Genomic DNA, 23,959 nt, shown 5'->3' on the forward strand with positions numbered 1-23,959 from the left:
ATTGCGGGTATAAATGACGGCAGGAACATGTACGGGCCTACCGGGTGTCCGCTGCACACACGCCAGAGTCCATCATCCTGCGGGATTCCCTTGCCAGCACCGAGCGGCTGCTGTCGGAGGTGATCGCCCGTGCGGGCCAGCTGCACGCGCTCACGCTGTTGCCAGACCTGGAAAAATGCGCGCTCGCTGCGGCACGTGCCGCAGATTGCCTCACCGATGAGTGGACCGGCGGACGCAATGAGCTGCTGCACGAGCTGCGCAACCACATCGGGGCGATGAGTGGCTATCTGGAGCTGCTGCTGGAAGACCGCGAAGAGATCGACCGGCGCCTGCTCGACGACCTGGATGCACTGCGTGCACACGTCGGTGAACTGCTGACCGCAATGACACCGGAAGCGAACACCGCGTTGACCCGCAGCACGACATTGCCGCCGGGAGAACGCGGCACCCTGCTGGTGATCGACGACAACGAACTCAGCCGGGAACTGCTCGGCCGCTACCTGCGCCGTCAGGGTCACGCGGTGCTCACCGCCGCGTCGGGCGCCGAAGCGATGGCAGTTCTCGGCGGGAGAACCGTCGACCTGATCTTTCTCGATCTCGTGATGCCCGAGATGAGCGGACTGGAGTTGTTGACGCGGATCAAATCCGACGAACGGCTGCGTGCGGTGCCGGTCATCATCGTCTCCGGTATCGCCGATGACGAAGGCGTGATCCGCTGCATCGAAGCCGGCGCGGACGACTATCTGTCGAAACCCTTCAACCCCACCCTGCTGCAGGCACGCCTGAACGCCGGGCTCGAGCGCAAGCGCTGGCACGACCGGGAAGAAGCGTACCGGCGTGAACTCGAGCGCAACCAGCGCTTCATCCGCAACACCTTCGGACGTTATCTGTCCGACGAAATCGTCGATGCGCTGCTCGAGACCCCGCAGGGTCTCGACCTCGGTGGCGTGACCTGCAAGGTCACGATCCTGATGGCGGACATCCGCAACTTCACGCACATCTGTGAAAGTCACACGCCGCAGCAGGTCGTGAAACTGCTGAACAACTATCTCGGTGCAATGTCATCCGTGATCATGGAACACCGCGGTACCGTCGACGAATTCATCGGCGACGGCATCCTCGCAATCTTCGGCGCACCAATCGCGTACGAAGACGACGCACGACGGGCCGTACGCTGCGCCCTGGCGATGCAACAGGCGGTGCACGGCATCAACGCGCGCAACCGCTCGCTCGGACTGCCCCCGATTGCGATCGGAATCGGACTGAACACCGGACTCGTGGTGGCCGGCAACATCGGTTCGGAACGGCGCAGCAAGTACGGGGTGGTCGGCCACACGGTAAACCTCACTGCGCGCATCGAGTCACTCACCACTGCCGGCGAAATACTTGGTTCACAGAACACCGTCGACGAAGTCGGCCCGGGCCTGCATACCGGCCGCTGCGTTCGCACGCGCCCCAAGGGCATGGCAGCCGAGGTCACCATCCACGCGATTACCGGCCTGGCCAGCACGGATACCGGACAGGAACAGGCCAGGGGAGGAATACCTGCATGACGCGTATCCTGCTGGTCGAGGACAATGAAATGAACCGCGATATGCTGTCGCGCCGCCTTGCCCGCAAGGGGTTCGAGGTTCTGGCTGCGACCGATGGCGAGCAGGCCGTCGCGCTTGCGCTCGACGCACAGCCGGACGTGGTCCTGCTCGACATGAACCTGCCGCTCAAGGACGGCTGGACGGCAGCGCGCGAGATCCGCGCCGATGCACGTGGCAAGCAACTGCGCATCATTGCGTTGACCGCGCATGCCATGTCCGATGATCGCGCGCGTGCGCTGGCGGCAGGATGCGATGACTACGAGACCAAACCGCTCGACTTCGCGCGCCTGCTGGGCAAGATTGCGGCACTTGTCAGCGCACGCGTCGAGCCACCGTCATGACGCTGCTGCAACGGCTGACGATCGCGATCTTCGGCGTGCTGGTGCTGTTCGCGATCAACGTCGTGTCGTTCGCGATCGGCAACAACACGATTCGCGAGTCACTCGACGAAGTCACCGATGCAGTGCGAGGCCAGCTCTACGCGAGTACGCTGCACCAGTCGCTGGACAACCTGCACAAGCAGTTGCTGGTGCTGGTCACGCTGCGTGAATCTGCCGGACAGGGTATCTCGGCCACCGAGGCCGACCGCACCCGGCGCGAAATCGCCGAGCTGCGCGCTCTCGTACAGTACATGGAGCGCGCCACCAACGAAGACTCGCTGCCCATGCACGGCGTGCTGGTACGTGAAACGGGCCTGCTGTTCAGCGACTGGGAACACCTGTTGCTCGACCTGCGCAGGCCACTGCGTCGCAGTATTTCGATCGATGAACTGAAGGCAACCTACGCACGCACCGAACAGGCACTGGCTGCCTTCGAAGCGACGATGATCGGCGTCTCGCGCAACGAGAGCCAGCAGGTCGAGAAGACCGGCAAGATCATCGGCCGCATCACGATCATGGTGTTCCTTGTTTCGATATTCTTCACCAGCTTTCTGGGCTTCCGGCTGATCCGCCACACCAACGAATCCCTGTGGCGCCTGCGCAAGGGGATCATACGCATTGGCGGTGGCGACCTCGCCTACCGCATCACCGTGCCGGCAAACGACGAGTTCGGCCAACTTGCACAGGCATTCAATGAAATGTCGGAGAAGCTGCGCCGTGCGGTACAGGAGGTGCAGGAGGCAAAGGAGCAGGCCGACCGCGCGAATGCGGCCAAGAGCAGCTTTCTGGCCAACATGAGTCACGAACTGCGAACCCCGCTCAACGCGATCATCGGCTACAGCGAAATGATGGTCGAGATGGCCACCGAAGAAGAGGACCTGGCTGCCGCCGAACTCACCGGAGACATGCAGCGCATCCTGACCGCGGGGCGACACCTCCTGTCTCTGATCAACAACGTGCTCGACCTGGCCAAGATCGAAACCGGCAAGATGACGCTGTATCGCGAGTCCTTCGACGTCGTCGAAGTGCTGCTCGAACTGGCAGCCACGATGCAGACGCTGGCGACACACAACCGCAACAGCATCCTCATCGCGCCACCGGAAGCTGCAAGCCTGCACATCGTCAGCGACCAGACACGCTTTCGCCAGATCTTCGCCAACCTGCTCAGCAATGCCTGCAAGTTCACCGAAGACGGCACCGTCACGGTCGAGGTCAGCGGATTCGAGCGTTCCGGCAACGAGTGGCTGCGGATGCAGGTGCGTGACACCGGCATCGGCATGACGCGTGAACAACTTGATACGGTATTTGACGCCTTTGTGCAGGCGGATTCATCGACCACCAAGAAGTATGGCGGAACCGGCCTCGGACTCGCGCTGTGCCGCGAATTTTCGACACTGCTCGGTGGCACCATCGATGCGACGAGCAGCCCGGGACACGGCAGCGTGTTCACGGTCGAACTGCCCGTCGACGCAACCGCTCCCCCACAGGTGCCGATCACGACGGCAGAGAGCACTCGCCCGGCAAGCACGACGCACGACACCGGCGCGCAGACGGTGCTGGTCGTCGACGACGACGACGACGCACGCGAACTCAGTGCACGCGTGTTGCGCGCCGAAGGCTACCGTGTACTGGAGGCAGCGGGCGGCGACGAGGGCCTGCGGCTCGCCCGCGAGCACATCCCCGATCTGATCGTGCTTGATCTCGTCATGCCCGGCATGGATGGCTGGGAGGTGCTTTCGGTACTGAAGGACAACGAGGAAACACGCAACATTCCGGTCGTCCTGCAGTCGATGCTCGACGCACGCGATCAGGCACGCGAACGTGGTGCCGCCGCGTTCCTCGACAAGCCGGTCGACAAGCGCCGTCTCGCGGCAACACTGGAGCGGCTTGCACCGCGAGACCGCAGCGGGCACGTACTGCTGATCGAGAGTACATCGCCGGCGCGCAATGCACTGGTCGAAGGACTGGTCGACCAGGGCTGGTACGTGAGCAGCACCGAGCAGGCGGGAGAGGCGCTCGCCATTGCACGCCAGTCACCACCCGACCTGATCCTGCTGTCACTCGGCCTGCCCGGCGACGACGTCGTCGCACTCAGCGAGGAAATCGCGTACAACCCGGTCCTGCGCGAGATTCCTGTGTTCGTGCTCGCAGGTGCCGACGGAGAAACCGATGCGCGCGAGCGGCTCGCATCCGCGCTCGATCGTCTGGTCGTTCACGATTCCGCAGCGCTGGAGGCACTGCTGGAGCAGACCGGCCACCTCGCCGCCGACGCACCGCTGCTCAGTTCCCTCCCACGCTGAGCGCACGCAGTTTGCGGATCAGCGCATCGCGCGCTGCCAGGTCGGCACGCAGAGCCCGGTTTGAGTTGCGCAACGTCGCAAGTTCGCGTCCATGCACCAGCAGTGCGCGCAGCAATGCCACGTCGAGACCGAACTCATCGCGCAGCGAATTCTCCCGCACGTGCTGCTCGAACCCGGCCATCAAAGCCTCGGCGGCACGCGGATCGACAAGCGTGGAAGACGGCAATACACGCAACGTCAGCATCCCGAGCAGCGCGTGCGCCCGATCGCGCGCCGACGCTGCATTCACTGCCACACTTTCCCACTCATGCATCGCCGCAACGTGGTCGCCACGGTCGAACGCCTCCTGCGCCGCGCGCAGTCCCGCGGCTGGCAGCTCCGGTCGAGGTTCCGCTTGTGGCTCCGATTCCGGTTCCGCTCGCGTGGCCGTCTTCGCAGCCGTTGCCCCCGGTGCCACAGGCGTCGCGTCGGATGATGCCGCTTCCGTGGATGCCGCCGGCCCCACCGGCGCGCTCGCGCAGCCGCCGAGGACATTCAGTGCAACCAGCAGTGACAGCACACGCGCCCGATACGCTGCCACCGTCGCGCTGCGAACCATCATGGCTCAGCCCTGCGGCCGCAGATGCGGAAACAGCAACACGTCACGAATCGACGGCGAATCGGTAAGCAGCATCACCAGTCGATCGATCCCGATGCCCACGCCAGCCGTGGGCGGCATTCCGTACTCGAGTGCCGTGATGTAGTCGGCATCGTAGTGCATTGCCTCGTTGTCGCCCCCCTCCTTCATTGCGACCTGCGCACGGAAGCGTGCCGCCTGGTCCTCCGGGTCATTCAGCTCCGAGAAACCATTGGCGATTTCACGCCCGCCGATGAACAGTTCGAAGCGGTCGGTGATGAAAGGATCTTCATCGTTGCAGCGTGCGAGCGGCGACACCTCGGTGGGATACGCGGTGACGAAAGTCGGCTGACGCAGCCGTGATTCGACCGTTTTCTCGAAGACCTCGATCTGGATCTTGCCGAGCCCCCATGAGGCACTCACCTCGATGCCCAAATGCTCGGCTACGTGACGCGCGCGTTCACGCGAGGCGATATCGTCTCCGCTCAGCTTCGGATTGAAGCGCAGGATGGCGTCGAAAACCGTGATCCGTTCGAAAGGCTGGCCGAAATCGTACTGCTCACCCTGGTAGTCGACCAGCGTGCCGCCAGTGGCACGCACCGCAGCCTCCCGCAACATGCCTTCGGTCAGGCCCATCGCATCGCGGTAATCCACGTAGGCCCAGTACAGCTCCAGCATCGTGAACTCGGGATTGTGCCGCGTCGACAGCCCCTCGTTGCGAAAGTTGCGCGCGATCTCGAACACGCGCTCGAAGCCGCCGACGACGAGCCGCTTCAGGTACAGCTCGGGTGCGATGCGCAGGAACATCTCGAGATCGAGCGCGTGGTGGAACGTCACGAACGGACGTGCTGCTGCGCCACCCGGAATGAGCTGCATCGCCGGTGTTTCGACCTCGAGGAAATCACGGTCGGTGAGGTAGTCGCGCAGCGCATCCACCACGCGCGAGCGTGTCCGGAACACGCGCCGCGTGTCCTCGCTCATGATCAGGTCGACGTAGCGCTGGCGGTAGCGCTGCTCACGATCCGCCAGCCCGTGATACTTGTCGGGCAGTGGCCGCAACGACTTGGTCAGCAGCCGTGCGCTGTCCATGTTCACGTAGAGATCACCCTTGCCGGAACGCGCCAGCACGCCAGTCGCGCCAACGATATCGCCGATGTCCCACGTCTTTACCTCGGCCAGAGTATCGGTCGGCAGCGTGTCGCGGTTCACGTAGAGCTGGATCTGTCCGCTGGCGTCGGCAATGACCAGGAACGTGCCACGGATACGCATGATGCGACCGGCCACGGCGACCTGACGCCGCACACGTTCAAGCTCCTCGCGATCGTGCCCGGCATGCTCGCGCTGCAGCGCATCCGCGAAATGCTCGCGCCGGAAGTCGTTCGGAAATGCGTTGCGCCTGCCACGGATCGTATCGAGCTTGGCGCGCCGCTCCGCAATCAGACGATTCTCGTCCCTGGGCTGTGCGGCATCGGTGGTGATCATCGTGTGTACTCCGTGCGAATCACAGGCCAGCCTTCAGCGAGGCCTCGATGAAACGATCCAGGTCGCCGTCGAGCACGCCCTGCGTGTTGCTGGTCTCGACGCCGGTGCGCAGATCCTTGATCCGCGACTGGTCGAGCACATAGGAACGGATCTGGCTTCCCCAGCCGATATCGGATTTGCTGTCTTCCAGCGCCTGCAACGCCGCGCTGCGTTTCTGCAGCTCCATTTCATACAGCTTCGCACGCAACTGTTTCATGGCGAAGTCGCGGTTCGCATGCTGCGAGCGCTGCGACTGGCACTGCACGACAATGCCGCTGGGTTCGTGCGTGATGCGCACTGCCGAATCGGTACGGTTCACGTGCTGGCCGCCGGCGCCACTCGCGCGATAGGTATCGACACGCAGGTCTGCCGGATTGATTTCGATCACGATCGAGTCGTCGATCTCCGGCGATACGAAAACCGAAGCGAACGATGTGTGGCGGCGGTTGCCCGAATCGAAAGGAGATTTGCGCACCAGGCGATGCACCCCCGTCTCGGTACGCAGCCAACCGAAAGCGTATTCACCCTGGAAGTGAATCGTCGCGCTCTTGATGCCGGCCACTTCACCAGCGCTGCATTCCATCAGCTCCGTGGCAAAACCCTTGTCCTCACCCCAGCGCAGATACATCCGCAACAGCATTTCTGCCCAATCCTGCGCTTCCGTACCGCCCGAACCCGCCTGGATGTCAACGTATGCGTTGGCGGCGTCGTGTTCGCCGCTGAACATGCGGCGGAACTCCAGCTCTTCGATGCGTCGTGTCAACGACTGCGCATCGCTCTCGAGGGCCGCAAAGGTCTGCTCATCGTTTTCGGCAACCGTGAGCTCGAGCAGTTCAGCCGCATCGTTCAGACCGGCATCGATGGCCTCCAGCGTCTCGACCACGGCGACCAGCGAAGCACGCTCACGACCGAGTTCCTGGGCACGCTCGGGTTCGTCCCAGACGCTGGGTTCGCTCAGTTCGAGCTCTACTTCCTGCAGCCGATCCTTGCGCTGTGCGTAGTCAAAGATACCCCCTGAGGCTCCGCGCGCGCACGCCGAGATCCTTCAAGTGGTTTTGCAGCGCATTGATTTCCATGCCGACGGCTCCGGATGTTGCGGGGTATCAAAAAAGGCGGCGTAGTTTAACCGCCGCCTGCAGCCGGCTCCAGCCGTCTTCGCACCGAAGCGTGCGCGTTGCCGCCAAGCGCGCAGATCGCCGAACCGGCAACCACCGCCAGACACGAAACAACGGCAGTCGTGGTGAGAGAACTCGATGCGAACCACGCAGGCAGCAGTTGCGTACCGGCAACGGCACCGGCCAGCGTCACTACCGGCTGCAATGCCAGCACCGCCCCGACCCGCGATGCATCCCAGCATTTCAGCGCCTCGGCGAAAGAGCCATAACCGACCAGCGTATTCAGCGCCAGGAAACCCAGCAGTGCGAGTTCCCCACGCCCGAGTGTCGCCACGACTCCGGGACTGCTGGCCGGCAGCAGCAGCAAGGCACCGGCGAGGTAGATTCCCATCAGCACGGCCTGTGGAGCCAGATACTGCAGCAACCGCTTCTGCGCCAGCCCATAGGCCGCCCACGCAAGCGCCGCAACCACCATCAGTACGACGCCTACCCCGAACACCTCTGCACCGGTACCGGCAATGCGCAGACGGTCGAAGCAGAAGATCGTGATCCCAGCGAGCAACAGCGCGAACCCGCCCCACTGCAAGGCACCGAAACGCTCGCCGAACAGCCACAGGCTGCCGAGCATCAGCAGGACCGGCGCCACCTGCACCACGACCTGTGCCACCGGAGCCGTGATGTAATGCAGGCTCTGGACGTAGAAAAGCGAATTTCCGACCAGGCCCAACACGGCAATGCCGAACGGCCATGCCACCGTGCGCCAGTCGAAGCGCAACCGGTACAGTCGACCACTGGCAGCAAAGAACGCACCCAGAACCACACCGGCGACCGCGAAGCGAAACCAACTGATCGTCACTGCATCGATATGCGCAACCAGTGGTGTCATCGCAAGCGGTACGGCACCCCACAGCACGGCAGTCGTCAGGGCAAACAGAAAACCGAGCCCGGCGGTGTGTTTCATGAAAAAGGTCCGATCGGCGCGCTGGCGTGCACAGGCGTCTCAGCCCCGGAACGCATTCACAGTCGCGGTGACGGCATCGACTTCGGCAGTCGTCAGCGTCGGGCCTACCGGCAGTGACACCACCTCTCGATGCATCGCCTCGGTCACCGGCCATGATGGCGACCAATAGCCGCGATAGGCATTTTGACGATGCGGCGGAACCGGATAGTGGATCAGCGTCCCGATGCCTTGCCGCTCACAATGCTGCATGAAGGCTTCACGCTGTGCGCAGCGCACCACGAACAGATGCCAGACATGCTCGCCCCGATTCGGGGTATGCGGCAGACGGATCAGCCGGTTGTCGATCCCGTCCAGATAGCGCTGGGCAATCTGTCGGCGCAGACGGATATCTTCATCGAGCCAGCGCAACTTCACTTCCAGCAGCGCCGCCTGCATTTCGTCGAGCCGACTGTTAACACCCTGGATATCGTTGATGTACTTTTCATGCGAACCGTAGTTGCGCAAGGCACGCAACGTCTGCGCCAGTGCGGCGTCGTCGGTCGTCACCGCCCCGGCATCACCCAGTGCTCCGAGGTTCTTGCCAGGGAAAAACGAGAAACCGGCAGCGTCACCCCAACTCCCTGCCTTCCTTTCACTCGCAATGGCTCCGTGCGCCTGCGCGCAGTCTTCCAGCAGCAGCAGGCCGTGCCTGTCTGCGATACCACGAATGGCGTCCATCGCAGCCAGCTTGCCGTACAGATGCACGACCAGGATTGCCCTGGTCCGCGGCGTGATCGCGGCTTCGATCAACGCCGGATCGAGATTGAACGATTGCTCCTCGGGTTCGACCAGCACCGGCTGCAGTCTGTTCTCCGTAATGGCCAGGATCGATGCGATATAGGTATTGGCCGGCACGATCACTTCGTCGCCCTCGTGCAAGCGGCCGAGCTCCTTCCAGGCGCGCAACGAAAGCGTCAATGCGTCCAGCCCGTTGCCCACACCGATACAGAAACGCGTGCCGCAATAATCGGCAAACGCCCCCTCGAAGCGCGTCACCTCATCACCAAGGACATACCAGCCGGAATCGAGCACGCGTGTGAATGCCGCAATCAACTCGTCGCGATGGCGTGCATTGAGTGCCTGCAGGTCCAGAAACCTGATCATGCGGGTCTGTCCTCGGCATAGCCGACAATGCGGGCGGGGTTGCCGACGACGATGGCAAACGGCGGAACATTTCTGGTGACCACGGCACCGGCACCGACCATCGCGTGGCGCCCGATGCTGATCCCGGGCAGGATCGTCGCATTGCCACCGATCGAAGCACCCTCGTCGACGATCGTCAACGGGAACCGATCGGGATAGTGCTGCGAACGCGGGAACCTGTCGTTGGTGAACGTTGCGCCAGGGCCTATGAAGACGTGATCCGCCAGGCGCACACCGTCCCACAGGTAGACACCGGACTTGACCGTGACGTGGTCGCCGATCACCACATCGTTTTCGATGAAGCAATTCGCGCAGATATTGCAGTGCTTGCCGATCACGGCCCCCCCCAGCACTACGACGAATTGCCAGATACGCGTTCCCTCGCCGATCCGCGTGCTTTGAATGTCACTGGAAGGGTGCATCATGGTGCCTGTACCCACTGCAGGAACTCATCGTATCGACGAATGTAGTCGTCTTCGTGGTAGACCTCGCTCGCGAGGACCAGAAGGATGCAATCCCGGCTGAAGTTGTGCATCTCGCGCCAGGTGCCCGGCTTGATGTACAAGCCCTTTTCGTAAGCCTTCAGCGGTATCACCTCACGCCTGTCACCGTTATCCAGGTGGAATTCACACTCACCCTGCAGGCAATACGCCATCTGATGCAGCGTCTTGTGCGCGTGGAACCCTCGCGCCTGCTTGCTGAAGGACGTCAGGATATAGAAACGTCTCACTTCGAACGGCAGACCATTGCCCAGCTCACCGACATACAGATCCCCGCGCGGATCCGTGATTTTCTTCAGGTCGAACAACTCGTACCACATCGCAGATTCACCTTCCACGAATCTTCCCGAAATACAGGCGCCACAAGCCGCGCAACGTCCTGCCATTGCAGTCGGACCAGCGCATGTCATGCCAGATCCTGCGAGCGAGCAGCTTGTCGGCACCGGCAGCCCGCAGCAGCATGCCGTTCATGTACCTGCGGCGCACGCGAGCATAATGCGGATGCTCGCGATAATCGTCGTAGATCTTGCCAATGTTTTCATACAGGAAGGCGGTGTTGCGCATCGTGTTGTTGCTGTGAACGCGATAGCGAGCCACCACATCGGGTGTGTCGGCAAGCCGCCACCCCGCGTGCGCGATCCTGAGTTGCATGTACAGGTCTTCAACCGCGATATCGTCACGAAAGCCACCCACCTCATCGATGGCCTTGCGCCGATACAGCATCCCGGTTGCTGCCAGACGCCCGCTCCTGCCCAGAAAGATGTCATCGAAGGTCAGGAAGCGGGTCCTGGCGGGGCGTTCGTCCTGCTTGCGGTATTCATTGCCGTGCTCATCGATTCGCATCACCTGCCCGGAGACGATCCCTACATCCGGATGCGACTGCAGGAACTGCACCTGCTTCTGCAGTCGATCGGGATACATCACATCATCCGAGGCGAACGGCGCAACGAACTCACCACGCGCCATCGCCAAGGCATCGTTCAACGTACGCGACAAGCCCTGATTTGTCTGTGCACGGAAATAAAAGCCGTATCGCGCCGCCAATGGCGCGATGATGTCGGAGCTGCCGTCACGCGAACCATCGTCGAACACCAGCATCTCCATTGCGGGATACTGCTGCTCGCGCACGCTGGCCAGACACGCCTCGACGTAGGGTGCGTGGTTGTAGCAGGGGATGACTACGGATACGAGACCTGCCTCGATTTGCACGGCTGCCATGGCTACTGCGTGGCATCCTTGTAGATCTTGCCGTCCTTCATGATGACGACGAAGTTCTTTGCCGGATCGGCAATCAACCCGATGTCTTCGAGCGGATTGCCATCGACCAGCAACAGATCCGCGAGCGCGCCCTCGGCGACCACGCCAAGCTTGCCAGGGTACGGGCTGCGCGGACCCGACAACTGCAGCAGCTCTGCGTTGCTGCTGGTGGCGATCCGCAGCGCTTCGGCCGGCGTGAACCAGCGCGTCATCGTCGCCAGGATCGCGCCCGGCCGGTCTGTCAGCCGCGGATCGAGCAGGATGTCGGTACCCCAGGCCAGCTTGACCCTGTATTTCCTGGCCAGGTTGAACGCGTTGTCGGTGCCCGTGAACATCTGCAACTGTTTGGCACGCTGCGGTGAACCTTCAGGAAACGGGTTTGCAAACTCGTTGTCGAGAAACGCCTGCAGATTCAGCCATACGCCCTTTTCAGCGATGAGCCGCGCCGTCGGTTCGTCCATCAACTGACCATGCTCGATCGACTTGACACCGGCAGCGATGGCGGTGCGAATCGCACGTGGTGTGTAGGCATGCACGGTGACGTAGGTACCCCAGTTCTCCGCTGCTTCGACGGCAGCACGGATTTCCGCTTCGCTGAACTGGCTGACATCCAGCGGATCGTAGAGCGAGGCCACGCCACCGCCTGCTGCGAGCTTGATCTGACTGGCGCCGAGCATCAGTTGCTCGCGGGTCTTCTTGCGCACTTCATCAGGGCTGTCCGCGATCGCGCCCATGTTGAGCACCTCGCTGCGGCTCAGCGGAGCACCAGTGACTGCGGGCACCTCGTAGGGCATACGGAAATCACCGTGCCCACCGGTCTGCGAGATCATGGCACCGGATGGCCAGATTCGCGGGCCATCGACCAGGCCCTGATCGATCGCACGCTTGATACTGAAGGATGGCCCGGCCATGTCACGGATGCTGGTGAAACCGCGCAACAGCAACTCGCGCGCGGTGCGCGCGACGAGCAGATTGAGATAGCCGACGTCGGCACTCATCAGCACCGGCATCGTCATACCCGCCATCATCAGATGGTAGTGCGCGTCGATCAGCCCGGGCATCAGCGTGCGGCCATTACCCGCAATGCGCAACGCACCGGCTGCATCGCTCGCCGCAAACGGCTGCCTCGAAATGCTCTCGATCCTGTTGCCGCGCACAAGCACGTTCGACGGTTCCGACAACGCACTGCTCGTGCCGTCAAAGATCCGAACGTTCTCGAACACAACGGCAGCAGGTGGTGCCGCCTGCGCCCACGCCATGCCGACCGAAAGACAGACGGCAGCGCAAAGCATCTTCAGCAATCTTTCAGCTCCCACTCTCATGAATCCTGCTCCTGTGTTTTATGCACCAAATTCACTCATTATCCGTACGGCGCACCATGACCACCCTCTGTCAAATGCAAAAGTGGAAAGGGCTGCCCCTGCCCGTCGATTGGTGAGCGCCCCGATACCACAAAACCATTGGCCAAATAAAATGCCACAGCGCGGGGATTCTGCTCGTTCACGTCCACGTACAGCGAACCCTTCAGCTTTCGCGCGTGTTCGAGCATGAGTCTTCCCCCGCCTTGCCGAATGCTGGTTGGCACGATGAACAATGCCTCAAGCCTGTTGTTGTCCAACCCCATGAAACCAATGGGGGCCAACGACTCGTCGCACAACACCCATACTTCAAGGCTCGCTAGTGCCTGGTCGCGGACTACTGGTATAAGAGACTGAATGTCTTGCTCAGACAGGAAATCATGTGACGCGCGGACAGCTTGCTCCCATATGTCGAGAAGGGTCTGATGATCTTCCGCCCTGGCTTTGCGAACTTTCATGTGTGCAACGATCTCCGGTGTGCTGCCTAACGCCAAACCCGTCTTGACGCACTGTACGCGAAACATCTTAGAACACTGAAACTCCAAGGCAAGGCACCAAAGACGATCGATGATTACGTGCGGGCACTGCGCTGGGTAGCCGCACATCCCGATCGCTGCCCGGATCGACTGGACGCGGAAAACTTCAAGTGTGCAACCTGGGATGGGTCGCGGCTGCGCGCGGCCCATCCCCATTCATCAAGTGCCTACCTGCCCTTGACAGCAGGAGAGCGGTATTGTACAAATAAACGTACAACAGGAGCCCCCCCATGGACGCGATCACGTACAGCACAGCTAGAGCCAAGTTGGCCGACACCATGGATCGTGTCTGTCACGACCATGAGCCCATCATCATCACGCGAAACGGGGAACAGTCCGTTGTGATGATGTCGCTCGATGACTTCAAGGCGCTGGAAGAAACGTCTTATCTGCTGCGTAGCCCGAAGAACGCAAGGCAGCTGCTGGAAAGTATCGCAGCGCTTGAAGCGGGCAGGGGCAAAGTGCGGAGTCTGGCAGAGTGAATCTGCTCTTCTCTGAGCAGGCTTGGGAAGATTATTTGCATTGGCAAAAAACCGACAAGAAGTTGGTGCAGCGAATCAATGCCCTGGTGAAGGAAATTACGCGCACACCGCATGAGGGAACCGGCAAGCCAGAGCCACTGAAGCACGCGTTGTCTGGCTATTGGTCGCGGCGCATCAATGACGAGCATCGAATCGTCTATAAGATTGTGGATGGCGATTTGCTTATCGCACAGTTGCGATACCACTATTGACGGCGCCAAACGTTTGAGTTCACCCGACGTTCAACAGACGGCGAAACCGGGAAGCCCTTGCGTTGTTCCTCGTACCAGACCACCGTGTCACACCCACAACCGTCGTCTCGATCTGCACCCGCATCTGCACGTCATCGTGCCCGCGTCATTTCTCAGGCACAAGTTTTACCTGGAGCTTGCAGCCCACCGCGTGAGCGTACCTTTTGAGTGTGCTCAGAGAGGGAGCATGCTTACCCGCTGCCTCCAGTCGAGATCCCTATTCGTTCGGCGTCAATGGTCCACCGCTTCAGCGTGCAGCTTTAGGCCAAGCGCGTTGATGACCTTCAAAATGGTATCGAAGGTTGGAGCACGGCCCCCCGACAGAGCCTTGTACAGACTTTCACGCGAGAGTCCGGCATCCCGAGCAACTTGCGACATACCTTTAGCGCGAGCGATGTCTCCAAGCGCCTTTGCGATAAAGGTCGCATCACCGTCTGCTTCTTCCATGCAAGCTTCCAGGTAAGCCGCCATTTCCTCGGGCGTCCGAAGATGCTCAGCGACGTCATACTTGCTAGTCTTGGTCTTACCCATGAGATGACCTCACATCTAAAGATCTCGCGCCAAGCGTAACGCGGTTTTAATGTCAGTGGCCTGCGTGGATTTATCGCCGCCTGCCAGCCGTTCAATGCGAGCCTGCACACGAGCTCGAGCACGCATGTCTCGAAGTTCATCGAGCCAAATGGCAAACGTCTCGGGCTTGCGAATTTCCATGCCACAATGTAGCCAGACGGCTACAGTCTGTCAACGACCTTCCAGATGGGTCTTTGACGCCGAACGCCCGAGCTCAGCCGCCGGCAGCCAGCGGGATGGCGGTCGGCTGGAGCGAACTGTTAGGCTCGTGCACCCCGATACTCAACAGACGCTCTGCCTTCCAAAAGACCTACTACCGAGACATCTTCGTCGACGGCTGGCCAGTGAATTCCTTCGCCTTCACCGAGCATTTCAAACGTGGCAAGTTGCTCGGGCGAGGCACCAGCAAGGCGCGGAAACCAAGCCAATGGGACCGACAGAACTCGCCCATCGTTGAGTGAGACCACGAGTTCATCGCTTGTGCAGCGTACACCGACTGCATGGGGGGCGACCCTATACGTCAAAGAACTCATTCCAAGCCTCCACGAAAGTTTCTTGATGCTCTGAAACCAAGCCTACCAGCTTCTTCAGTTCATGGGCTGCAAAGCCACTGCTGCTTACCAAGGCCACAGGCTGCAACCAGAACTTTGCCAGCATGTGCTCTCGCTGCACATGGATATGACATGGCTCACTATTTTCGTTCGCGTAGAAGAAGAAACGGTAGCCACCGACCCGTAGCACTGTTGGCACGAACTGCCTCCGATCAAGTAGGGCCTAACGGTTAGGCCTCAGACCACCGTAAGCGGTCAAACGACGCCGTTATATCTTTCCGCAGGCGAGTATGGATTTCATGGGATCGTGGGCGAAGCGTGCCTTCCATTCTCGCGGCGTGAGCTCGACCGCCCGACTCGCCGGATGCACGCTGATGCGCTGCAGCACATCGACCAGGTAGGTGTAAGGATCCACGCCCTGTAGGCGGCAACTCACCAGCAGGCTCTGGATAACCGCTACCCGCTCGGCACCGACCTCGGTCCAACAGAAGAGCCAATTGCGCCGTCCCATTGGAACCGCCCGCAGGCTGCGCTCCAGGTGGTTGGTGTCGATCGGCACATCCGGATCCGACAAGAACACCCGCAGGCTCGTCACCCGCGCCTTCGCGTACTGGATCGCCTTGGCGAGCGGGTTACTCGGCAACAGATCCATGCGGTGGCACTGGTCGTCACACCAGTGCCAGAAGCGGTCGACGATCGGCTCGCTGTGCTGTGTTCGGTAAGCGAGCTTGTGTTCCCGGTCCAGGTTCTGTTCCCGGATGATCTGCTCGTGCCGGTACAGCGCGGCAATCATCGCCAGCGCCTCGGCCGCCGCCTGCGGTTCGGCATCCTGTGCCTGCTCGAAGCCTCGGCGGCAATGCGCCCAACAACTCGCGTGGGTAACGCCACCTTTGCGTGCCGCATAGGCGCTGTAGGCGGCGTAGCCGTCCGAGAGCAGCGTTCCCCGGAAGTCCGGCCCCAGGATTTTCTCGACATGGTGGTGCGCCCGGGTCGGCGCGTAGTGGAAGACGATCTCGTCGTCCTCGCCGTAGATCGGCCAGAGGTAGGCCTGGCGCATCTTGCCCTGCTTCTCGCGTCCCGCCTTGATCGGGGTCTCGTCCATCGCCACCACCGATCCGCTGAGGATGTGGGCGTGCTGGGCCGCTGCGATGGGGCGCAGCAGATCGATGGCCCGTCCGCTCCAGTTGCTGAGGCTGGTACGGCTCAGCTGGATGCCGCACTGGGCGATCCGCTGGTGCTGGCGATACAGCGGCAGGTGGTAGCAGAACTTGTCGACGAGCATTCCGGCCAGCAGGCTCACATCGGCCACGCAGCGCTCGAGCACGCTTGCCGGTGCCGGGGTGCTGACGATGCGCTGCTCTTCGACCAGCTTCCAGGTCTGGTAGTGGTACTCGATGATCCCGTAGCTGCCCGGGCGTTGCGCCAGGCGGTAGCTGACGCGCTCGGAGACCAGCTCGCGCCGATCCTCGGGTACGGCAGCAATCGCTGGATCGACGATGGTGACCACGTCGCGGGTGACATCCGGGCCAAAGCGCAATCCTGAGTCGTTCACCGCCGCATCGCGCACCTTGCGCTGGCGCGTGTAGGTGATCGACTGCTCGGGAGGCGGTGGGGATTTCTGCGGAGGTTCAAGCACACCGAGCGCATCGAGCAGGTTGCCCTGTACGGCGGGATCGATGACCAGTTGCTTTTCGCTCTTCTGCCCGAAGAGCTGGCGCTTGAACCAGTCGAGCTGCTGCTTCAGCGTTGCAATCTCGGCGCCGTACTGCTGCTTCAGCGTGCCGAGTTCCGTGCCAAACTTCTGCGTCATCGCGACCATCTGCACCGTAAGTTGCGCATTGGTTTGTTCGAGTTCGGCGATGCGCGAAGCGGTGTTCAAGGGCGGAAAATACTGCAGGAAAACCGTGCCGCCATTGTACCGGAATGCCCCTGCTCATGCCGCTGTTCGGTAGCGTTTTCGCTGCCTTTTTATCTCGACGTCGACGCCTTCGAGCAGCGCCAGAAACTCGGTGGCGCACAGCGCACGTTTCACGCGTCCATCGCGTGTCATCAGGCGGGCAAAGTGTCCGCGCTCGAGTCGCTTCGACCAGATCCAGTAGCCGCCCGTCTCGAAGCCGAGCACCTTGATCTGCGTGGCGCGGCGGTTGAGAAACGCGAACCATTGGCTGCTACTGCCCAGCGGGTCTTCTCCCAGGTGTTGCTTCACCCGCGCCGACAACCCATCGAACGAGCAGCGCATGTCGGTGGGCTCCAGACACAGCCAGATGCGCGATGCGCTGCTGACGCTCAGCATGGCGCGTCCCGGCGCAGCCGCAGCACCACGCCTGCGCCCAAATCAAGCTCTACTTCCCATGCGGGTGCGGCCGGTGACGCCTCGGTCTTGTCGACTATCGGTGCGGTCAATTCGACAAACAGCGCTTCAGGCCGAACACCAACAGCGTCAACAACCCGTGCTCCGCGTAGCTTGCGCCGCCACAGCTCGAAGGTGCTCTTCGCCAGGCCGTGGCGGGTGCAGAACGTCCGCTGCGAAACGCCGCTCGCCTCGAACTCGCTGATCAGCACGCGCCACTGTGCCGCGCTGTGGCGCGCATACTTGCGCACGGAATCTGAACCCGTCGATACCGAACCCATGGCGATACTCCTCCAACACCACTTCGTTGAAGCAGAGCATCGCGAAGGTTCAGACGGCATAACAGAACGGCGTGGTTTGGACGGTTACAGACCACCGACCGTGTTCGAAAGTAAGCGGTCAAACGACGCCGTTATATCTTTCCGTAGGCGAGTATGGATTTCATGGGATCGTGGGCGAAGCGTGCCTTCCACTCGCGTGGCGTGAGCTCGACCGCCCGACTCGCCGGATGTTCGCTGATGCGCTGCAGTACATCGACCAGGTAGGTGTAGGGGTCAACGCCCTGTAGGCGGCAACTCACCAGCAGGCTCTGGATAACCGCTACCCGCTCGGCACCGACCTCGGTCCAACAGAAGAGCCAATTGCGCCGTCCCATTGGAACCGCCCGCAGGCTGCGCTCCAGGTGATTGGTGTCGATCGGCACATCCGGATCCGACAAGAACACCCGCAGACTCGTCACACGCGCTTTGCGTACTGGATCGCCTTGGCGAGCGGGTTACTCGGCAACAGATCCATGCGGTGGCACTGGTCGTCACACCAGTGCCAGAAGCGGTCGACGATCGGCTCGCTGTGCTGTGTTCGGTAAGCGAGCTGGTGTTCCCGGTCCAGGTTCTGTTCCCGGATGATCTGCTCGTGCCGGTACAGCGCGGCGATCATCGCCAGCGCTTCGGCCGCCGCCTGGGGTTCGGCATCCTGTGCCTGCTCAAAGCCTCGGCGGCAATGCGCCCAGCAACTCGCGTGGGTGACGCCACCCTTGCGTGCCGCATAGGCGCTGTAGGCAGCGTAGCCGTCCGAGAGCAGCGTTCCCCGGAAGTCCGGACCCAGGATCTTCTCGACATGGTGGTGCGCCCGGGTCGGGGCGTAGTGGAAGACGATCTCGTCGTCCTCGCCGTAGATCGGCCAGAGGTAGGCCTGGCGCATCTTGCCCTGCTTCTCGCGTCCCGCCTTGATCGGGGTCTCGTCCATCGCCACCACCGATCCACTGAGGATGTGGGCGTGCTGGGCCGCTGCGATGGGGCGCAGCAGATCGATGGCCCGTCCGCTCCAGTTGCTGAGGCTGGTGCGGCTCAGCTGGATGCCGCACTGGGCGATCCGCTGGTGCTGGCGATACAGCGGCAGGTGGTAGCAGAACTTGTCGACGAGCATTCCGGCCAGCAGGCTCACATCGGCCACGCAGCGCTCGAGCACGCTTGCCGGTGCCGGGGTGCTGACGATGCGCTGCTCTTCGACCAGCTTCCAGGTCTGGTAGTGGTACTCGATGATCCCGTAGCTACCCGGGCGTTGCGCAGGCGGTAGCTGACGCGCTCGGAGACCAGCACGCGCCGCTCCTCGGGTACGCCAGCAATCGCCGGATCGACGATGGTGACCACGTCGCGGGTGACATCCGGACCAAAGCGCAGTCCCGAGTCGTTCACCGCCGCATCGCGCACCTTGCGCCGGCGCGTGTAGGTAATCGACTGCTCGGGAGGCGGTGGGGACTTCTGCGGAGGTTCAAGCACGCCGAGTGCATCGAGCAGGTTGCCCTGCACGGCAGGATCGATGCTCAGCTGCTTCTCGCTCTTCTGCCCGAAGAGCTGACGCTTGAACCAGTCGAGCTGCTGCTTCAGCGCTGCGATCTCGGCGCCGTACTGTTGCTTCAGTGTGCTGAGATCCGCGCCAAATTTCTGCGTCATCGCGGCCATCCGCACCGTGAGTTGCGCATTGGTGTGTTCGAGTTCGGCGATGCGCGAAGCGGTGTTCAAGGGCGGAAAATACTGCAGGAAAACCGTGCCGCCATTGTACCGGAATGCCCCTGTTCATGCCGCTGTTCGGTAGCGTTTTCGCTGCCTTTTTATCTCGACGTCGACGCCTTCGAGCAGCGCCAGAAACTCGGTGGCGCACAGCGCGCGTTTCACGCGTCCATCACGTGTCATCAGGCGTGCAAAGTGTCCGCGCTCGAGTCGTTTCGACCAGATCCAGTAGCCGCCCGCCTCGAAGCCGAGCACCTTGATCTGCGTGGCGCGACGGTTGAGAAACGCGAACCATTGGCTGCCACCCAGTGGGTCTTCTCCCAGGTGTTGCTTCACCCGCGCCGACAACCCATCGAACGAGCAGCGCATGTCGGTGGGCTCCAGACACAGCCAGATGCGCGATGCGCTGCTGACGCTCAGCATGGCGCGCCCCGGCGCAGCCGCAGCACCACGCCTGCGCCCAAATCAAGCTCTACTTCCCATGCGGGTGCGGCCGGTGACGCCTCGGTCTTGTCGACTATCGGTGCGGTCAATTCGACAAACAGCGCTTCGGGCCGAACGCCCGCCACATCAGCGTTTCGGGTTTCGCGTAGCTTGCGCCGCCACAGCTCGAAGGTGCTCTTCGCCAGGCCGTGGCGGGTGCAGAACGTCCGCTGCGAAACGCCGCTCGCCTCGAACTCGCTGATCAGCACGCGCCACTGTGCCGCGCTGTGGCGCGCATACTTGCGCACGGAATCTGAACCCGTCGATACCGAACCCATGGCGATACTCCTCCAACACCACTTCGTTGAAGCAGAGCATCGCGAAGGTTCAGACGGGATAACAGAACGGCTTCGTTTGGCCGGTTACGTTCGAAACGATAAACGAAGCGGTCCCGACTTCGCGTATCCGTCATCTCGCGCATCAGGTGCACTATCGGCTCCACATCCTCCGGGAACATACCGTCATTGGCGATGTGACACCAAAACGGAGTAAAAACTTTGATCTCTTTGGGGCCAGCGCTTGTATGAATTTTGATGGTCCTTCCAGTGAGGCGATGCTGGATCTCGGCCGGCACAGGTAAAAGCTCGGCGAAACCTGCGGACAGATCAAGGTAAATCTTGCCGACGCGCGCGTAAAGCACCGCGGTCCGCCTTTTGAATGGAGACTCCCAATACGGAACCAGGTACCCCTGGAAAGCCTGGTTGAACGAAGCCGCTTCGCGGCAGGAACAAGACACGAAGAACGAGACGCCAAAACCGGGAAACTTCTCCGGCACACCCAGGCCCGGGTGTGCATCACCGAAGGAGAAGCGACATGGATTCATCGGAGCAAACCCGTTTTGACGCACTGTACGCGAAGCATCTTAGAGCACTGAAGCTCCAGGGCGAGGCAGCGAAGACGATCGATGGTTACGCACGAGCGCTGCGCCGGGTAACCGCACACTTCGATCGCTGTCCGGATCGACTGGACGCGGAAGACTTCAAGTCCTACTTCGCCTCGCTGATCGACGAGCGCTCGTGGAGCCTGGTGAAGATCGAACGCTGCGGACTGCAGTTCTTCTACGAACACGTCCTGGAGCGGGAGTGGCCGTGGGTGGACATGCTCAAGCCGCCGGTGGTGCACGCGCTGCCCGATGTGCTCAGCGTCGATGAGGTCGCACAGATCATCCGGGCGAGTCGCGAGCGGCGCTACCGGACGTTCTGGCTGACGACCTACAGCCTGGGCCTGCGTCTGGGCGAAGCGCTGCGGTTGCGGATCGGTGATATCGACAGCGCCCGTGCCCAGGTCCATATCCGCAGCGGCAAGGGGCACAAGGACCGCTTCGTGGTGCTGCCGGCACTGACCCTGCAGTGCCTGCGCCGCTACTGGCGTGATCATCGCCACCATGAGCTGTTGTTTCCGGGGCGTGCCGGACCGCAGGGTGCCGCGCCCGTCACCTTCATGGATCGAGGCAGCACCCAGAAAGCGTTTGCCCGTGTCGTGGCCGACTGCGGCATCCGCAAGCGGGTGTCGATCCACAGTCTTCGCCATGCCTACGCCACCCACCTCATCGAAGTCGGCCTGAATCTGCGCGGTGTGCAGGAACTGCTCGGTCATGCCTGCCCGAAAACCACGGCGCGCTATGTCCACATGACGGACAAGTGCCGTGACGATCGCCGCCCACCGCTGTGTTGCATGCGCTGCCATACACCGATGATCGTCGTCGCCGTCACCAAACGCCGCCAATCCGACGGCTGAGACAATGTCTGCGGATCGCCACATGATCCGCTGGCCCGGAGAGCGTGGTGCGCTCGCTGGTAATCCACTCCCGAGGAGGATCTCGCACCACTGATGGATCCAGCCAGGTAAGACACGCTGCGCCCGTGGGTGCGGGCTGCGTTCGTCTGGTGAAAATCATTCCGTCTGATCGGGCCTTGACGCCCTCACACGTTTGAAAAGCTTTCCCCTATAAAAAACGCTCGTCACTCCGGGGCACGGGCTTGTTCAACCCGGGATCAGGTCGCGGCTGCGCGCGACCTATCCCTATTCGTTATGCGACTGAATCCAGCTGCCAGCCCGGGAAAACAAGAACAGCCGGATGGCAGTGCAGCGCAGTGGCCAACACCTTGGCACGCTCGACGCCCAGATTGACCCTACCAGTTTCGATGCTGGAAATGGTGGTTTGTGGGATACCGCAAAGCGCGGAGAGCTGGTTTTGGCTGAGCTCTTGCAGTTCGCGGATGATGCGAACGGACTCACCAGGCGTAACGTCGACGCGCTTCTTTGCAGGAATAGGTTTGCTCATATCAGCGACTCCGGTAGTCATGGGCTGTAACACGCACCACTTGAACGATCATGACCTCCGCCTCGACGGAATAAATAACACGCCATTGCTGGTTCAGGCGGGACGACCTGAAACCTTTCCAGTCACCGGAAAGCGCCTCGTCGCGGAAGCCTCGGATGGCACGTAGACCTTGCGGCCCAGAGAGCGCGGCAATGTCTTTCCACTTTTCGTAACGCTTCAGGATATCGAGCGGGACACGTCCCGACGAAAGCTCCTTGTCCGCCTGACTGTGCTCCAGAATCTTCCACATGCCACATTGTGGCTAGTACACATATAATCTGTCAACCACGCGAGATCCACACCTGCCGCATAACGAATGAAAGGGACTCCCCCGTCCCGAGTGTGCCGCGCCAAGGCGGGTTTCGGCAACCAGGTGCCATGATGGGAAGTGCAAACTCGCATCTTCACACTCGTTTGCGGAAGGGGAGGTTCCATGACCATCCCAACCCTCGTTATCGATCTGGCCAAGTCTGTGTTCGCTCTGCATGGTGTGGAGCTGCTTCCGGCGCAGCATGTGCGCCCGTATGTTCGACGCAACAAGACCGATCGCGCCGATGCCGCCGGCCTGCTGGAAGCAGCGCGCTGCGGGGATATTCGCCCGGTGCCAGTGAAGACACCCGAACAACAAGGCACGCAAGGCTTGCACCGCATCCGCGAGCACCACAAGGCCGAACGCACCGCCGCGATCAACACCGTGCGCGGCCTGTTGCGCGAGTTTGGCTGCGCCATTCCCGCCGGGGCCGACAAGGTGCGTCCGGCGGTGCTGGCGGCGCTGGAAGATGGCGACAATGATATTCCGATGGACCTGCGTCATGCCCTGGCCGGGCTGTTGGATCGGATCGTGTTCTGCCAGGACGCGATGGCCGCTATCGAGAAGCAACTTGCCGACATCGCCAAGCGCGATACCCGCAGCCAGCGGTGTCGGCCTGATCACCGCCACCGCGATGAGTGCCGGCATCGGCGACTTTGCCCGTTTCCCAGCGGTCGGCATTTTGCCAGTGCCCTGGGCTTGACTCCGCGTGAATATTCCAGCGGCGGCACTCGCAAACTCGGGCGGATCACCAAGCGTGGTGATGTGTACCTGCGCACGCTCTTGATTCACGGCGCACGCTCGGCACTGGCCGCTGCGCATACCGCCAAGAAACGCGGCAACCCGTTGGATCGCACCCACCGATGGGCGCTGGATCTGGCCGAACGCAAGGGCCACAACAAGGCCGTGGTGGCGCTGGCCAACAAGACCGCACGGCGCCTGTGGGCCGCTGAGCATCACGGCACGAGCTTTGATCCCGAACACGTCAGCGTGCGTAAACCTCACGCCGCCTGAATCCCTTCCACCTCAACCGTAATACCGCGTCACCGCAGCACCGCTACAAACTTTCTGCTGTTGCAACACGTCAACCTCATGCAAGCGTGTCGGTCCCCAGATTGGCCAAGCCGATAACAATGTTGATCCTCGTGATCGTTTGAACGTCTGGCCCCAATCTGCGGATTCCATGATGGCTCGGGAAACTATCCAACCACAAAGCCGAATACACGAATGCAACCGCTCCCGCCTTGCCGGGGTTGAAGCCAAAAGCGTCAGC

Annotated in this window: 26 protein-coding genes and 2 pseudogenes; 7 read left to right on the forward strand and 21 right to left on the reverse strand. The window is 61.7% G+C overall.

Going from position 1 to position 23,959, the window contains the following annotated elements:
* The first annotated feature begins 44 nt into the window (after window positions 1–44).
* The 3 genes from H7A12_03530 to H7A12_03540 are packed head-to-tail and all read left to right on the forward strand — an operon-like array spanning window position 45 to window position 4,272.
* A complete protein-coding gene (locus tag H7A12_03530; protein ID MCP5319890.1) occupies window positions 45–1,553 on the forward strand; it encodes a response regulator in 1,509 nt (502 codons plus the stop codon).
* Window positions 1,550–1,933: a response regulator gene (locus tag H7A12_03535; protein MCP5319891.1), complete on the forward strand. Its 384-nt coding sequence runs from the start codon at window positions 1,550–1,552 to the stop codon at window positions 1,931–1,933. The genes H7A12_03530 and H7A12_03535 overlap by 4 nt, the downstream gene beginning before the upstream one ends.
* Window positions 1,930–4,272 (forward strand): response regulator, encoded by a 2,343-nt coding sequence (locus H7A12_03540; protein ID MCP5319892.1) that lies wholly within the window; start codon window positions 1,930–1,932, stop codon window positions 4,270–4,272. The genes H7A12_03535 and H7A12_03540 overlap by 4 nt, the downstream gene beginning before the upstream one ends.
* Here H7A12_03540 and H7A12_03545 read toward each other — a convergent pair.
* From H7A12_03545 to H7A12_03590, 10 genes are all read right to left on the reverse strand, one after another.
* Window positions 4,253–4,873 (reverse strand): hypothetical protein, encoded by a 621-nt coding sequence (locus H7A12_03545; GenBank protein ID MCP5319893.1) that lies wholly within the window; start codon window positions 4,871–4,873, stop codon window positions 4,253–4,255. The genes H7A12_03540 and H7A12_03545 overlap by 20 nt on opposite strands.
* A gap of 3 nt (window positions 4,874–4,876) precedes the next feature.
* Window positions 4,877–6,370, reverse strand: coding sequence for a lysine--tRNA ligase (gene lysS, locus H7A12_03550; protein ID MCP5319894.1), 1,494 nt, complete (start codon window positions 6,368–6,370; stop codon window positions 4,877–4,879).
* Between the two features lie 19 nt (window positions 6,371–6,389).
* Window positions 6,390–7,485 (reverse strand): peptide chain release factor 2 gene (gene prfB, locus H7A12_03555; GenBank protein ID MCP5319895.1). Its coding sequence is split into 2 segments (ribosomal slippage): window positions 6,390–7,412 and window positions 7,414–7,485, totalling 1,095 coding nucleotides; the frame shifts between segments, so codons are not numbered across the junction.
* Window positions 7,486–7,531: 46 nt separating this feature from the next.
* Window positions 7,532–8,485: a DMT family transporter gene (locus tag H7A12_03560; protein MCP5319896.1), complete on the reverse strand. Its 954-nt coding sequence runs from the start codon at window positions 8,483–8,485 to the stop codon at window positions 7,532–7,534.
* Window positions 8,486–8,524: 39 nt separating this feature from the next.
* On the reverse strand, window positions 8,525–9,628 hold the full coding sequence (locus tag H7A12_03565) for a DegT/DnrJ/EryC1/StrS family aminotransferase (protein MCP5319897.1): 1,104 nt from the start codon (window positions 9,626–9,628) through the stop codon (window positions 8,525–8,527).
* The gene (locus H7A12_03570) at window positions 9,625–10,092 is read right to left on the reverse strand and encodes an N-acetyltransferase (protein ID MCP5319898.1); all 468 of its coding nucleotides are present in this window, start codon (window positions 10,090–10,092) and stop codon (window positions 9,625–9,627) included. The genes H7A12_03565 and H7A12_03570 overlap by 4 nt, the downstream gene beginning before the upstream one ends.
* Window positions 10,089–10,487 (reverse strand): FdtA/QdtA family cupin domain-containing protein, encoded by a 399-nt coding sequence (locus tag H7A12_03575; GenBank protein ID MCP5319899.1) that lies wholly within the window; start codon window positions 10,485–10,487, stop codon window positions 10,089–10,091. The genes H7A12_03570 and H7A12_03575 overlap by 4 nt, the downstream gene beginning before the upstream one ends.
* 7 nt (window positions 10,488–10,494) lie before the next feature.
* Window positions 10,495–11,385, reverse strand: coding sequence for a glycosyltransferase (locus H7A12_03580; GenBank protein MCP5319900.1), 891 nt, complete (start codon window positions 11,383–11,385; stop codon window positions 10,495–10,497).
* Window positions 11,386–11,387: 2 nt separating this feature from the next.
* On the reverse strand, window positions 11,388–12,746 hold the full coding sequence (locus H7A12_03585; protein ID MCP5319901.1) for an amidohydrolase family protein: 1,359 nt from the start codon (window positions 12,744–12,746) through the stop codon (window positions 11,388–11,390).
* A 38-nt stretch (window positions 12,747–12,784) separates the two neighbouring features.
* Window positions 12,785–13,240, reverse strand: coding sequence for an acetyltransferase (locus H7A12_03590; protein ID MCP5319902.1), 456 nt, complete (start codon window positions 13,238–13,240; stop codon window positions 12,785–12,787).
* Window positions 13,241–13,548: 308 nt separating this feature from the next.
* Between H7A12_03590 and H7A12_03595 the strand changes: the two genes are divergently transcribed.
* Window positions 13,549–13,800, forward strand: a complete 252-nt coding sequence (locus tag H7A12_03595) for a type II toxin-antitoxin system prevent-host-death family antitoxin (protein ID MCP5319903.1) — start codon at window positions 13,549–13,551, stop codon at window positions 13,798–13,800.
* Window positions 13,797–14,051 carry a Txe/YoeB family addiction module toxin gene (locus H7A12_03600; protein MCP5319904.1) on the forward strand — a complete coding sequence of 85 codons (255 nt, stop codon included), beginning with the start codon at window positions 13,797–13,799 and terminating at the stop codon, window positions 14,049–14,051. Before H7A12_03595 ends, H7A12_03600 begins: the two co-directional genes overlap by 4 nt.
* 270 nt (window positions 14,052–14,321) lie before the next feature.
* Here H7A12_03600 and H7A12_03605 read toward each other — a convergent pair whose 3' ends face one another.
* The 9 genes and pseudogenes from H7A12_03605 to H7A12_03645 form a co-directional block, all read right to left on the reverse strand.
* A complete protein-coding gene (locus tag H7A12_03605) occupies window positions 14,322–14,621 on the reverse strand; it encodes a putative addiction module antidote protein (protein ID MCP5319905.1) in 300 nt (99 codons plus the stop codon).
* Window positions 14,622–14,920: 299 nt separating this feature from the next.
* A complete protein-coding gene (locus tag H7A12_03610; protein ID MCP5319906.1) occupies window positions 14,921–15,193 on the reverse strand; it encodes a DUF2442 domain-containing protein in 273 nt (90 codons plus the stop codon).
* Entirely contained in the window at window positions 15,174–15,410 is a 237-nt protein-coding gene (locus tag H7A12_03615; protein ID MCP5319907.1) for a DUF4160 domain-containing protein, read from the reverse strand. The genes H7A12_03610 and H7A12_03615 overlap by 20 nt, the downstream gene beginning before the upstream one ends.
* A 69-nt stretch (window positions 15,411–15,479) precedes the next feature.
* Window positions 15,480–16,955, reverse strand: coding sequence for an IS66 family transposase (locus H7A12_03620; GenBank protein MCP5319908.1), 1,476 nt, complete (start codon window positions 16,953–16,955; stop codon window positions 15,480–15,482).
* Between the two features lie 189 nt (window positions 16,956–17,144).
* Window positions 17,145–17,504, reverse strand: a complete 360-nt coding sequence (tnpB, locus tag H7A12_03625) for an IS66 family insertion sequence element accessory protein TnpB (protein ID MCP5319909.1) — start codon at window positions 17,502–17,504, stop codon at window positions 17,145–17,147.
* Complete coding sequence (locus H7A12_03630) at window positions 17,498–17,842, reverse strand: IS66 family insertion sequence element accessory protein TnpB (protein ID MCP5319910.1); 345 nt, start codon at window positions 17,840–17,842, stop codon at window positions 17,498–17,500. The genes tnpB (H7A12_03625) and H7A12_03630 overlap by 7 nt, the downstream gene beginning before the upstream one ends.
* A gap of 131 nt (window positions 17,843–17,973) precedes the next feature.
* Window positions 17,974–19,582, reverse strand: a pseudogene (locus tag H7A12_03635) (IS66 family transposase).
* Between the two features lie 54 nt (window positions 19,583–19,636).
* Complete coding sequence (gene tnpB / locus H7A12_03640; GenBank protein ID MCP5319911.1) at window positions 19,637–19,993, reverse strand: IS66 family insertion sequence element accessory protein TnpB; 357 nt, start codon at window positions 19,991–19,993, stop codon at window positions 19,637–19,639.
* On the reverse strand, window positions 19,987–20,331 hold the full coding sequence (locus H7A12_03645; GenBank protein MCP5319912.1) for an IS66 family insertion sequence element accessory protein TnpB: 345 nt from the start codon (window positions 20,329–20,331) through the stop codon (window positions 19,987–19,989). Before H7A12_03645 ends, tnpB (H7A12_03640) begins: the two co-directional genes overlap by 7 nt.
* A gap of 535 nt (window positions 20,332–20,866) precedes the next feature.
* Here H7A12_03645 and H7A12_03650 point away from each other — a divergent pair.
* Window positions 20,867–21,790: a site-specific integrase gene (locus tag H7A12_03650; GenBank protein MCP5319913.1), complete on the forward strand. Its 924-nt coding sequence runs from the start codon at window positions 20,867–20,869 to the stop codon at window positions 21,788–21,790.
* A gap of 292 nt (window positions 21,791–22,082) precedes the next feature.
* On the opposite strand, the gene H7A12_03655 is transcribed toward H7A12_03650, so the two are convergent.
* On the reverse strand, window positions 22,083–22,337 hold the full coding sequence (locus H7A12_03655; GenBank protein ID MCP5319914.1) for a helix-turn-helix transcriptional regulator: 255 nt from the start codon (window positions 22,335–22,337) through the stop codon (window positions 22,083–22,085).
* A gap of 1 nt (window position 22,338) precedes the next feature.
* The gene (locus H7A12_03660; GenBank protein MCP5319915.1) at window positions 22,339–22,626 is read right to left on the reverse strand and encodes a type II toxin-antitoxin system mRNA interferase toxin, RelE/StbE family; all 288 of its coding nucleotides are present in this window, start codon (window positions 22,624–22,626) and stop codon (window positions 22,339–22,341) included.
* A gap of 183 nt (window positions 22,627–22,809) precedes the next feature.
* Between H7A12_03660 and H7A12_03665 the strand changes: the two are divergent.
* Window positions 22,810–23,700 (forward strand): annotated as a pseudogene (locus H7A12_03665) (IS110 family transposase).
* The last annotated feature ends 259 nt before the right edge of the window (window positions 23,701–23,959 follow it).

Source organism: Pseudomonadales bacterium (assembly GCA_024234165.1).
Classification (GTDB): domain Bacteria; phylum Pseudomonadota; class Gammaproteobacteria; order Pseudomonadales; family UBA5518; genus UBA5518.